Here is a 12,675-nt window from a genome sequence, read left to right on the forward strand (position 1 = left end):
TTCTGCCTTTAATTTTTTTATCCCGTGAGTACCTTCGATATTTTTCTGGCTATACCAATTCTGTTCGGCGCCTTCATGGGCTTCCGCAAAGGTCTTTTGCTCGAACTGATTTCGCTTTTTGCGCTTGTACTGGGCATTCTGCTTGGCCTCAAACTGCTTGATTCCGGCCTGCCCATCATGAAAGAGTACATTGGCGACGCTGGTGGCTTGCTGCCTTTCGTTACCTTCCTGGTCATCTTTGTGGCTATTATTCTGGGGGTGCGGGTGTTGGGTATCCTGCTCAAAAAAGTGATCGACTTTACTCCCTTTGGTTTGTTTGACAACATTCTGGGCGGATTGCTCGGAGCTCTCAAATGGACATTGGCCCTGAGCCTGTTGCTCTATGTTTCGGAGATGGCAGGTATAGCCATTACGCCAGAAACTGCTGCCAGCTCAATGGTATACCCATTCGTAGTCAAAACGACTCCTTATGCGCTTAGCGTCATGAGCTACGTGCTGCCATTTGTAAAGTCACTGCTGCTTTCGCTGAAGAACCATTTTTAGGCGGCATGCTTCTGTTGCTCGATAATTTTGACTCGTTTACCTACAACCTGGTTGACTACTTCGGGCAGCTAGGGGTGGAGATGCATGTGCTGCGCAATGATGTGAAATTGGAGGAGGTGCAGGGGCTCCCGATTGAGGGCATTGTGCTTTCACCCGGGCCGGGGGAGCCGCAGAAGGCAGGTGTAATGATGGACGTAATCCGGCATTACCATGACAAAGTGCCCATGCTGGGCATCTGTCTGGGGCATCAGGCGCTGGGTGAGTTTTTGGGAGCGCAGCTAGACAAAGGTATAAAGCCAATGCACGGCAAAATCTCGGAGATCAGCTGCGAGGATGATCCGCTGTTCGCTGGTCTGCCCTCCAAGATGCCCGTTGTACGCTACCATTCACTTGTTTTGAAGCATTGGCCTGACAGTATTGTGCCGCTTGCGTATACAGCCGAAGGGGAACTGATGGCCTTCAGGCACAGTACACTGCCGCTGCATGCGCTGCAGTTTCATCCGGAGGCCGCCCTCACGACTTATGGCCTCGATATGCTGCGAAATTGGCTTGATATTGCTAATATTGCAGGTCGGTAGCAGCCGGATTTTTTACAACACATTACTTTTACGAATTTCAGGAATGGATCTACAGATCAAACACGAAGGCGAATTTCAGTACATTGACGAAGGAGAAGGAGAAGTGCTACTATTGCTGCACGGCTTGTTCGGAGCCCTTAGCAACTGGAACGGCGTAGTGGACCATTTTTCTAAAAATTACCGTGTGGTTATTCCGCTGATGCCTATCTATGAAATGGCGCTTCATAAAGCGGGTGTGCCCGGGCTGGTTTCTTTCATCGAGGATTTTGTTAAATTTAAGAACCTGAGCGACCTCACACTGCTGGGCAACTCACTGGGCGGGCACGTGGCCCTGGTCTATACCTTGAAGAACCCTAATAAGGTAAAACGTCTGGTGCTGACCGGAAGCTCTGGCCTGTTCGAGGACTCCATGGGCGGATCGTTTCCGAAGCGCGGCAACTACGAGTATGTAAAAGAGCGTGTGGAGTATACCTTCTACAGCCCGGAGACAGCTACGAAAGAGCTTGTAGACGAAGTGTTCGATATTACCAACAGCAATGCCAAGTGCTTGCGCATAATCGCTATCGCCAAGTCGGCGCAGCGGCATAATATGGCAAAGGATATCACAAACATAAAGGTGCCTACGTTGTTGATATGGGGATTGAATGATACGATCACCCCACCGCTTGTTGCGCACGAGTTCAACAGGCTGATGCCGGGCTCGCAGCTTTACTTCATAGATAAGTGCGGACATGCTCCCATGATGGAACATCCGGAGCGGTTTAACAGTATCTTAGATAAATTTTTGGCCAAAACAGAAGCAAGGGAAACAGCCACATGATCGCAGAAGAACTCATCAACCAAATGATACCGCCGCTTAAGCTTTACGACACCGTCGACAAAGCCTTGCGATGGATGGATGAGTTCCGCGTAAACGAACTGCCCGTGTCCCGCAACCGCAAGTACATGGGGCTCGCCACTGAAACCAATCTGATCGAACTCCCTGACCGCAGCCAGACACTGGAGCAGATTAAACTTGAGTACCAGGATGTGTTTGTGATGCACCACCAGCATTTCTATGATGTGATGGAGGCCGCTATCAAAAACAAGATTCAGGTGGTGCCTGTGCTTGACGAAGAGCAGGACTATATGGGCATTATCACCATCAACGATACCCTGGCCGCTTTTGGACAGATGTCGGCCTTACAGGGCCAGGGTAGTATACTGGTGCTTACTATGCAAGAGCGAGACTATTCCCTTGGACAGATCAGCCGCCTGATAGAGGAGGAGAATGTCAAGATACTGAGCGCCTATGTATCGCCAGACGAAGTAGATCCTTACAATATCAAGCTCACGCTTAAACTCAATACAACCGATCTCACGCGCATTATCGCCACACTCGAGCGATTCGAATACCGGGTGACGGCGCAATTCCAGGACGGATCCAAATATGACGTTGGTCGTGACCGCCTGGATATGCTGTTCAAGTACCTGGACATATAGCCCTGTCCCAGTCCGTGATCATTCGCACTTTCCTGCTGCTGTGTTTTAATTTGCTTGGCTATACCTTAGCGGCGCAGCCCTGCATGACCGAATATGTTGTGATCGACAGTGTCGGCTTTGAAGGCAACGAGATCAGTAAAGGCCGCATGCTCCTCTTCGAACTTAATATCGCTACTGGCGATACGCTAGCTACAGCTGAGTTGGAAGGCAAGCTGGAGGAAAATCGCAGAAGACTGTTTAACCTGCGTCTGTTTCATGAAGTAGGCTATACCTATACCTGTCTAGAAGGGCGGGTGTCTGTGACCTATACCATGCAGGAGCGCTGGTACCTGTACCCGATTCCTATCTTCGACCTGGCTGATCGTAACTTCAACGCCTGGCTTGAGCGCCGCGACTGGGGACGTGTCGACTATGGAATCAACCTGATCAGGCGCAATTTCAGAGGACGGAATGAAGAGGTGCGTGTCAGATTGCAGCAAGGTTTCAACAAGCGGCTGGAGTTTATCTACCGGGTGCCTTATGTCAGCCGTGCGCATAAGCTGGGTATGGACTTTGGGGTGGCCGACTACCGGAGCCGTGCCATTGATTACCGCACACTGAATAACCGACAGCGGTTTTTTGTGCAGGAGAGCGGCGTGCCAATTCAGCGCACCCTGCTCACGACTGGCCTTACACACCGGCAGAGCGTACAGCGGCAGGAAGGGATACGACTAACATATGTGAAGGAGCAAGTGGCTGATACTGTACTAGCGCTTAATCCGGTGTACTACAGTGATGGAGGTCATGACCGGCAGTATCTGCGAGTGGAGCTGTCGAAAGTGGTAAACCTGCGCAATTCCTTTATTTACCCGCTCACCGGTAGTTATTTTGAAGCTATAGCCGCGCAGACGTTTTTTTTGAACGGAAACGGAACGCCTATCACAACTCTGCGTGCAAAGTATGTGGATTATCGCCATTTATCAGGTAAATATTATTATTTTGTGGGTGGTGAAGCGCAAACCCGGTTGTCACGCCGCTATGCTTACGCTGATAATGTGGCGCTCGGCTTTCGGTCGCTGGTGCGGGGATATGAACTGCAGGTGGTTGGCGGGCAGCACTTCGGCTTGTTTAAGCAGGGACTGACCCGGGAGCTCTTTCAGCACGAGGGGGTGCATCTGAAGTTTATTCGGAGTCCTAAGTTCAACAAGGTGCCATTGGCCCTGTATGCCAACGTCTTCACTGACGCCGGTTACGTAGCCGACGATGTATTTGATAAAGGCAACCCGCTGGCCAACCGGCTGCTGGCAGGAGCGGGGGCGGGACTGCACCTGGTCACCTTTTATGACTTTGTGTTTCGGGCGGAGTACACCCTGAATCGCGAAGGCAATGGCGGCCTATACTTTAGTGGCCGCTTCCCCTTTTAACGAAAAGAAGATATATGAAGATAGCTATACTGGGAAAACCCTTTGACGAAGAGTACGGTCCGTTTATTCAGAATCTTTTTGACGAACTGCAGCGCCGTAAAGCCGACATTCTGGTGGTGGAGCATTTCAGTCTGTTTCTGCAGAACCGTATCAATTTGCCGGAAGGTATACCTACTTTCACCCGTGGCGATAGCCTGGAAGGAGTAGACTTTGTGCTGAGCCTTGGTGGCGACGGCACTCTGCTGGACACCGTTACCTATGTGGGGGCGCTCCAGATTCCAATCCTGGGTATCAACACGGGGCGACTCGGCTTTCTGGCCACCATTGCCCACGACAGCATCAACCTGGCACTGGATGCCCTTTTTAAAGGACACTATACCTTCGATGACCGGGCACTTATCCGGGTAGATTCCGACCTGGAAATCTTTGATGGAATCAACTTTGGGCTTAATGAATTCAGTTTGCTAAAGCGTGATTCCTCGTCCATGATAGCTGTACATGCGTATATAGATGGTGAGTATCTGAACACTTACTGGGCCGATGGGCTGGTAGTGGCCACCCCGACCGGATCGACGGGCTATTCGCTTAGCTGTGGTGGTCCGTTGGTATTACCACAGACCAACAATTTCGTTATATCACCCGTATGCCCTCACAACCTGAATGTGCGGCCTATGATCGTGTCAGACCGAAGCGTGATCTCATTTGAAGTAGAAGGGCGCAGCAGCACATACCTGGCCTCGCTCGACTCAAGGTCCGTTCCAGTAGACATGTCAGTTCAGATAGCGGTGCGACGAGAGAATTTTGTGGCACGACTTGTCAAACTGCATCACGTAAACTTCCTGACTACCTTGCGTGGCAAGTTAAACTGGGGTCTTGATAAAAGAACAAATATTTTTAGGTAAATTATATTCAATATTTAATATACATATTTTTATACCAGAAAATTATTTCTATTTTTGTCACAATGGTTTAATTTGGATGAATTATAAGCCTGCGGAAATACGCTTAAAAAGAAATTGGTTCGCTATGAAGAGATTTACTACGCTGTTTTTATTACTTACTGTTGTGCTTACTACTGTGGCCATAGAGGCTGAAGCACAGCGCTTTACTAAGCGAAAGGAGTACTCCACAGTGGGTATCCAGCTGGGTGCTTCTAACTACTTCGGCGACCTGGTGCCTCAGCCAAACTTTACGAGTATGCGCATTAAGTCTACTCGTCCGAGTGTGGGGATCAATTATACGCACCGTCACTTCCCGCGTATTTCTTCGCGTGTGGCTTTCAACTGGAACCGCATTGCGGGTGATGATGCCCTGGCAGCCGGACCTGATGAAGGGGAGAACCTAGGCCGATACAGACGTAACCTGTCTTTCCGCAACGATATTAAAGAATTGAGTGCTGTAGCGATCATTGACCTTTTCGAAAACCGTAACTATTACCGCCGCCGTCCGGACTTCGTGCCTTATGGTTTTATCGGTGTAGCAGTAATGCACCACAACCCGAAAGCGTATTATGAAAACGGCTCTCATCCAGGTTTGTCAGCTGATCAGGATATTCCTTCTGGCTGGTATGCCTTGCAGCCACTTGGTACAGAAGGTCAGTTCGTAGATCATCCGGGCACTGTTAGCGACCCTTACAGCCGCGTACAGATCGCCATTCCTTTTGGACTTGGTGTACGATACAAGCTGGACCGCAACTGGGACTTTAGCTTCGAGGTAGGCTGGAGAGCCACCTTTACAGACTACCTGGATGACGTTAGTACAGCCCACGTAGATAAAAACGTACTGCTAAGTGAGGGCAACCGCGTAGACAACCGTAATGCCTCTGTAATCTTCTCTGACAGAAGCGCTGAGTCAGGCTTCACAAATGACCTGATTACAGAGCCGAATGGTTTCAGTCGTCTGCGTCCATATGGTACAAGCAATAACCGTACACGGGGTAACAGCTCTGACAATGATTGGTACATCCAAACAAGCTTAGGCCTGAACTATATCTTGAATCCACGTGTAAGAAGACCTAAATTCAGATAATATAACGGAGTATAGTGCGTTGTTTTCCTAAACTCCGTAAAAAATACATGATTTTGAATACATTCAGACAGACGCTCCTTATTTGTGTACTACTGCAAATTGGGAGCGTCTTTTTATGCAATACTGCTAAGGCTCAGCTGCAGCAGATCAAGCCTGTGACTACCAGTGAGATTGGTGCCGGTATAGGAGGAGCTAATTATGTTGGTGAGATATCACCCAATTACCGCTTTCTGAATAACCAGCCTGCCATGACGATCTTCTATCGTCATGATATTTCAGCGCCCATCACGCTTAAGGCCGCCTTTATGGGTAGCCATCGCATCTTTAACGACAAGGCATTCAAAGATGAGTCGCAAAACCTGCCTCACCACGATTGGCGTGACACGGAGTTGAAACTAAGTATGCTGGAGTTTTCGCTAGGTATAGAATACAATTTTCTCGATTACTACGAAGATGTTCGTAAGCCGCACCGCGTATCGCCTTATTTCTTCGTAGGAGCCGCACTGCTAAATTTCAACCATCAGCTTACCCGCCAGGGCGATGTGATGGAACCTTTCGATAACAAATTTGCTGTTACCATTCCTTTTGGAGTAGGGGTGAAATATGCGCTAAGCAAGCATTGGAATCTGGGTCTGGAGTTTGGCCCTCGGTTTATGTTTACAGATAACCTGGACTATCTGCAAGAGAGTGGATCTGGATTGTTAGCCACAGATCTGGGGGCAAGCAGCTCAAAGGCGTATGCTAACCCCTTCGATAAAGATATGTACTTCTATAACGGTATAAGCCTTTCCTACACACTATATCGACTCAACTGCCCCCCTGTTTACAAACGCAAAGCCGGAATACTAGATTAACCCGCTAAAATTTCATTAAATTATCTTGCTTTTTGTAACTTGCAAGGAAATTGTGGTTTAATGAATTTAAGGGAACAAGTAGATTTAGACAATTTGCCAAGACACATTGCCGTTATCATGGACGGGAATGGACGATGGGCAAAGAAACGTGGCGGCCTGCGAATTTTCGGTCATCAGAGTGCTATCACGGCTGTTCGTGAAACGGTAGAGGCCGCAGCGGAGATGGGAGTCGAATATCTAACCCTGTACGCCTTTTCTACCGAAAACTGGTCGAGGCCGGCAACAGAGGTTTCCGCATTGATGCAACTACTAGTCTCTACTATCAGAAAAGAGACCGCGACTCTGAATAAGAACAATATCCGGCTGCAGACAATAGGAAATACAGAAAGCCTGCCCAAAGCCTGTCAGAAAGAATTGCTTGAAGCAATCGAGATAACAAAGGATAACAGCCGCATGACCCTGGTACTGGCCCTGAGCTACAGCGGTCGCTGGGACATTGCACAAGCCATGCAACGAATTGCCGTTGAAGTGGGTCATGGTACTATAGCACCAACTGATATAAGTGAGGCCACTGTTGCGCGGTATCTCTCTACGGCGGGTATACCTGATCCTGAATTACTGATTCGTACAAGTGGGGAGCAGCGTATCAGCAATTTTCTGCTTTGGCAACTGGCCTATACAGAGCTCTACATTACAGAGCTACTCTGGCCTGATTTCCGCAAAGAGCACCTCTACGAAGCTATATGTGCCTTCCAGAGAAGAGAACGCCGCTTTGGCAAGACAAGTGAACAACTAACAAAGTGAACATATTAATGACAAGATGCATCTGGGTGCTTGTGTTTCTGCTAATGACAGGCACAGCTTCTTCACAAGTTCTGAATAATCAAGCACAGAGCAATACGATTGACTACGGTCAGCCCCAACAGTACCGCATTGGGGGCATTGAGTTTACAGGAATTAAATTCCTGGATCCTACTGCACTTACTGGTATTACGGGTCTTAAGATTGGCGATGAGATCACAGTACCAGGTGAAGACATAAGCCGTGCTATTCAAAAATTGTGGGACCAGGGCCTCTTAGGTGATGTAGACGTATACGTAACCCGCATCGAAGGCAACCAGATCTTCCTGAACTTCGACCTGAAAGAACGCCCGCGTCTGTCCCGCTTTGAGTTCAATGGTATCAACAAATCGCAGCAGGATGCCCTTCGGGAGAAGATCAACCTGATCAGAGGGAAGGTGGTAACAGATGCTGTGCTCAATCAAACACGTAACATTATCCGCAAGTACTACGCTGAAAAGAGTTTCCTCAACGCCAAGATCAACATTGTGCAGCGACCTGACTCCCTGCTGCCAAACAGTGTCGTGCTGAACATCAACATTGACAGAGGTGATAAAGTAAAAATCTCTGAGATCATTTTTGAAGGCAACGAAGCATTTGCCGACAAAAAATTGCGCCGCCAGCTGAAGAAGACAAAAGAAAAACGCTTCTATAAAATATTTACTTCGTCCAAATTCCAGCGCTCAGAGTACGAGAACGACAAGCAGCTCCTGCTGGACTTCTACAATTCAGAGGGCTATCGTGATGCGATCATCGTGTCAGACACAGTATACAATACCAGTGAAGATCGTTTAGGTATCCGGATCACCCTTGATGAAGGTAACCGCTACTACTACCGCAATATTACCTGGAATGGAAACTACCTGTACGAGGATGATTACCTGACCCGCGTACTCGGTATAAACAAGGGAGATGTGTACAACAAGCAGGAACTTGATAAGCGCCTGAACTATAACCCTGCAGGTATAGACGTTTCTGCGCTTTACCAAAATGACGGCTATCTGTTCTTCAACATTGATCCGGTGGAGGTGACTGTGGAAGGTGACTCTATCGACATTGAGATGCGTATGTCAGAAGGTCCGCAGGCAACGATCAGCAAAGTGACGGTGACGGGCAATACCAAGACTAGTGACCATGTGGTGCTTCGTGAGATCCGTACCTTGCCTGGTCAGAAGTACAGCCGCGAAGATTTGATCCGCTCCCGAAACGAATTGGCAAACCTAGGTTACTTTGATCCGGAAACGATCGGACTGAACCCAATGCCGAATCCGGAAGAAGGAACTGTAGATATTAACTATACCGTATCAGAGCGTCCGAATGACCAGATCAGCCTTTCAGGAGGTTGGGGTGGCCCGATTGGCGCGGTAGGTACAGTAGGCCTTACCCTGAACAACTTCTCAACCCGCAAGCTGTTTAAGTTGTCTGAGTGGCGACCGCTTCCAAGTGGTGACGGTCAGCGCCTGAACCTGAACGTGCAGGCCAACGGCCGCTACTACCAGTCCTACTCCTTCTCCTTTACAGAGCCGTGGTTAGGTGGTCGTAAGCGAAACTCACTTACAGCAAGTGTATTCAAGACCATCCGCCGCGACCCAAGAGCCGATGTGGATAGTCGACTGAATGTAGATGGCGCAGCGCTTAGCCTGGGCCGTACTCTGAATTGGCCAGACAACTTCTTCCAGTTGAGTCACTCTTTGAGCTATAACCGCTATACCCTGAAAAACTTCAACCTGTTTGGTGGTTTCAACAATGGTGTATCGAACAGTATATCGTTGAACAACACCCTGGCACGTGTAAGTATAGATAACCCAACATTCCCTCGCAGAGGTTCTAACATTTCTCTTAGTGTGAACCTAACGCCACCTTATTCGCTGTTTTCTGAGAAGCGCAATAACTTTGAGTATGTTGAATTCAATAAATGGATGCTCGATGCATCGTTCTTCATGAATTTGGCAGGAAATTTGGTGTTGAACACACGAGCCCACTTTGGCTTCCTGAACAACTACAACTCGAAGACAAGTATTGGTCCTTTTGAGCGTTTTAGATTAGGAGGTAACGGCTTAGGTGGTGCCAATATCTTTGTAGGAACTGATTACATTGGTCTGCGTGGTTATGATGACGAGTCTGTAATCAATAACCCGGATCCAACCTTGATCAACACAGGTGGTGTTGCTTACAATAAGTTTGTAATGGAGGCTAGGTATCTGATCTCTCCTAACCCGGCTGCTACGATCTATGGTCTGACATTCCTGGAAGCAGGTAACAGCTTTGGATCTTATGACCGCTACAATCCATTTAAGCTGTATCGCTCTGGTGGTGTGGGTGTGCGTATCTTCATGGCAGCCTTCGGTCTGTTAGGGTTTGACTACGGCTGGAGATTTGATGATGTGCCAGGACGTCCGGAAATGAAGCGTGGTCAATTCCACTTCATGATCGGGCAGCAGATACGATAATGAATTAGTATGAAAAAGTTTTTGTTCATCTTTTTAGCCGGGTTTTTCCTATCGACTGTTTCACAGGCGCAGAAGTTTGGCTATATTGATTCTAACTTCATTCTGAGCAAGATGCCGGCATACGCCAAAGCACAGGTGGAACTGGACAAGCAGAGTGCAGCCTGGCAGAAGGAAATCGAAGGGATGTATCAGGCGGTTGAGAAGATGAAGGAAGACTATAAGGCCGAAGAGGTGCTTCTGACAGAGGAAATGAAGAAGAAGCGCCAGGCTGAGATATCCCGCAAAGAAAATGAAGTGCGGGAGTATCAGCGCAAAGTATTCGGCTTTGAAGGCATGATGTTTAAGCGGCGTCAGGATCTGATCAGACCAATTCAGGACGAAGTCTTCACGGCAGTTGAGAAAGTCGCAAAGGCAAGAGGCCTACAGACGGTGTTTGATAAGTCAGGAGATCTGATCATGATCTATACTAACCCGGTGCATGATTATACAGAGTATGTGCTGGAAGAACTGGGACTTGCTACCGATAAGCAGAATGTGCCAGGCAAGCAGCCGACAGATGCACTGGTAGATGATCCAAACAGTTTACCTGAAACAGGTATAGAAAACGAGGAGAATCAGACGCAGCAGACTAAGCAGAAGACGCCTCCAACAAAAAAGAAGTCAAACAACTAAACAAGAATAACAAATTAACCATCCAATCATGAACAAAATCAAATTTTTAGTAGTAGCGTTTTTCTTTATCAGCTTTGCATCTTTTGCGCAGACAAACGAGCAGGCAACTAAGATAGGTTATGCTAACGTGGAAGAGATTCTGAGCAAGATGCCGGAAAGAACAGCCATGCAGAAAGAGTTGGAAACTTACGGCCAGAAACTACAGGAGCAGTTTGCAACTAAGGAGACTGAGTATAACAACAAACTGCAGGCTTATCAGAAAGGCGCCTCCACTATGGACAAAGTAGTGCGCGAAGACAAAGAGCGTGAACTGGTGAACCTGGAGCAGTCAATCCAGAAGTTCCAGTACGATGCCCAGATGTCTATTCGTGAGAAAGAGCAGTCACTGATTCAGCCTGTACTTGTAAAGATCGAGAATGCCATCAAAGAAGTAGCGAAGGAAAACGGTTACCTCTATATCCTGAGTGAGCAGGCTATTTTGGAAGGTCCTGACAGTGGCAACATCAACAACCTGGTGTTCAAGAAACTGGGCGTGGATCCTAACAAGCAGCCAGCTGCAGCTCAGCAGGCACAGCCACAGCAGCAGCCAGCTGCCGCTAAGCCAGCAACTACAACGCCAGCCAAAAAGAAAAAATAAGTAATACTCCTTTGTGAGTTCAGGAAAGCCGATGTTCTATACTTCGGCTTTCTTTTTGTTTATACCTAAAGCCAGTACCGTGATTGACTTTGAAGAAGAAGAGCAGGACAGTATAGAGGATTCGGACGAATTATATGAGCACCACCGCATTGTGGTGGATAAAGGCCAGGCGCTGCTGCGCATCGATAAGTTCCTGATGGATCGGCTGCCTAATGTGACCCGTAATAAGTTGCAGGGCGCTATACGCTCCGAATCAGTGCAGGTGAACCAAAAGCCTGTGAAGGTAAGCTATAAGGTAAAGCCGCTGGATGTGATCACGATCACATTGGCTACACCTCCTCGTGATACCGAGATCATCCCAGAGGATATCCCTATCAACATCATGTATGAAGATGAGGAGCTGCTCATCATTAACAAGGAGCCAGGAATGGTGGTACATCCAGGCTTTAATAACTGGTCAGGAACGCTGGTGAATGCGCTTACCTATCACCTGCAGCAACTACCGACTACCCGCAACGGTGAGGGCCGCCCAGGTCTTGTGCATCGCATCGATAAAGACACCTCGGGCTTGCTTGTCATTGCCAAGACTGAGTATAGTATGGCTTTTCTGGCAAAGCAGTTTTTTAAGCACACCATTGAGCGTACTTACTATGCATTGGTATGGGGTGTGCCAAAGCAGGATGAAGGCACTATAGTAGGTCATGTTGGACGTAGTGCGAAAGATAGAAGGGTAATGACCGTATACCCGAACGGGGAGTTTGGAAAGCATGCAGTAACCCATTATAAGGTACTACAAAAGTATAAGTATGTGTCGCTGGTGCAGTGCAACCTGGAGACAGGTCGGACACACCAGATAAGAGCGCATATGAAGTACCTGGGCCACCCTTTGTTCTCTGATGCTACCTACGGAGGGGATAAGATATTACAGGGCATGCCAACGGGCTCTTATAAGACATTCGTTGAGAACGCTTTTAAATTAATGCCCCGACAGGCGCTGCATGCCAAGTCACTAGGCTTCATTCATCCGACTACAAAGGAATTTATACAATTCAATTCTGAATTGCCTGATGACTTTCAGGCCGCACTTGAAAAGTGGTCACTTTACGAAAATCAGTAAGAACTAAGAATAACCTTTTTTGCCTAGGTATAGGCATACAAAAAGCCCGCTCCTGATGGAGCGGGCTTTTT

At 48.1% G+C, this 12,675-nt stretch carries 13 protein-coding genes; all 13 read left to right on the forward strand.

All coding sequences use genetic code 11. The features are described from left to right. Positions 1 to 24 precede the first annotated feature (24 nt). The 13 genes from BW972_RS18845 to BW972_RS18905 all read left to right on the forward strand — a co-directional run bounded on the left by BW972_RS18845 (position 25) and on the right by BW972_RS18905 (position 12,604). On the forward strand, positions 25 to 543 hold the full coding sequence (locus tag BW972_RS18845; protein ID WP_007657257.1) for a CvpA family protein: 519 nt from the start codon (positions 25 to 27) through the stop codon (positions 541 to 543). A 5-nt stretch (positions 544 to 548) separates the two neighbouring features. Continuing rightward, positions 549 to 1,121, forward strand: a complete 573-nt coding sequence (locus BW972_RS18850; RefSeq protein WP_007657256.1) for an anthranilate synthase component II — start codon at positions 549 to 551, stop codon at positions 1,119 to 1,121. Positions 1,122 to 1,164: 43 nt separating this feature from the next. Beyond that, complete coding sequence (locus BW972_RS18855; protein ID WP_076423269.1) at positions 1,165 to 1,941, forward strand: alpha/beta fold hydrolase; 777 nt, start codon at positions 1,165 to 1,167, stop codon at positions 1,939 to 1,941. Continuing rightward, entirely contained in the window at positions 1,938 to 2,603 is a 666-nt protein-coding gene (locus tag BW972_RS18860) for a CBS domain-containing protein (RefSeq protein WP_076423270.1), read from the forward strand. The genes BW972_RS18855 and BW972_RS18860 overlap by 4 nt, the downstream gene beginning before the upstream one ends. A 14-nt stretch (positions 2,604 to 2,617) precedes the next feature. Beyond that, on the forward strand, positions 2,618 to 4,006 hold the full coding sequence (locus tag BW972_RS18865; RefSeq protein WP_234986453.1) for a BamA/TamA family outer membrane protein: 1,389 nt from the start codon (positions 2,618 to 2,620) through the stop codon (positions 4,004 to 4,006). A 14-nt stretch (positions 4,007 to 4,020) separates the two neighbouring features. After that, positions 4,021 to 4,908 carry an NAD kinase gene (locus BW972_RS18870; protein ID WP_076423271.1) on the forward strand — a complete coding sequence of 296 codons (888 nt, stop codon included), beginning with the start codon at positions 4,021 to 4,023 and terminating at the stop codon, positions 4,906 to 4,908. Positions 4,909 to 5,032: 124 nt separating this feature from the next. Beyond that, positions 5,033 to 6,034, forward strand: coding sequence for a DUF6089 family protein (locus BW972_RS18875; RefSeq protein WP_007657250.1), 1,002 nt, complete (start codon positions 5,033 to 5,035; stop codon positions 6,032 to 6,034). A gap of 155 nt (positions 6,035 to 6,189) precedes the next feature. Beyond that, complete coding sequence (gene porG / locus BW972_RS18880; protein WP_234986454.1) at positions 6,190 to 6,888, forward strand: type IX secretion system protein PorG; 699 nt, start codon at positions 6,190 to 6,192, stop codon at positions 6,886 to 6,888. Positions 6,889 to 6,948: 60 nt separating this feature from the next. Continuing rightward, complete coding sequence (locus BW972_RS18885) at positions 6,949 to 7,692, forward strand: isoprenyl transferase (RefSeq protein ID WP_007657239.1); 744 nt, start codon at positions 6,949 to 6,951, stop codon at positions 7,690 to 7,692. Positions 7,693 to 7,700: 8 nt separating this feature from the next. Then, positions 7,701 to 10,178, forward strand: a complete 2,478-nt coding sequence (gene bamA, locus BW972_RS18890) for an outer membrane protein assembly factor BamA (protein ID WP_076423273.1) — start codon at positions 7,701 to 7,703, stop codon at positions 10,176 to 10,178. Positions 10,179 to 10,187: 9 nt separating this feature from the next. Continuing rightward, a complete protein-coding gene (locus tag BW972_RS18895; protein WP_007657238.1) occupies positions 10,188 to 10,850 on the forward strand; it encodes an OmpH/Skp family outer membrane protein in 663 nt (220 codons plus the stop codon). 28 nt (positions 10,851 to 10,878) lie between these two features. After that, the gene (locus BW972_RS18900) at positions 10,879 to 11,487 is read left to right on the forward strand and encodes an OmpH/Skp family outer membrane protein (protein WP_007657235.1); all 609 of its coding nucleotides are present in this window, start codon (positions 10,879 to 10,881) and stop codon (positions 11,485 to 11,487) included. A gap of 31 nt (positions 11,488 to 11,518) precedes the next feature. After that, complete coding sequence (locus tag BW972_RS18905) at positions 11,519 to 12,604, forward strand: RluA family pseudouridine synthase (protein ID WP_007657233.1); 1,086 nt, start codon at positions 11,519 to 11,521, stop codon at positions 12,602 to 12,604. Positions 12,605 to 12,675: the final 71 nt, after the last annotated feature.

Source organism: Pontibacter lucknowensis (assembly GCF_900156415.1).
Classification (GTDB): Bacteria; Bacteroidota; Bacteroidia; order Cytophagales; family Hymenobacteraceae; genus Pontibacter; species Pontibacter lucknowensis.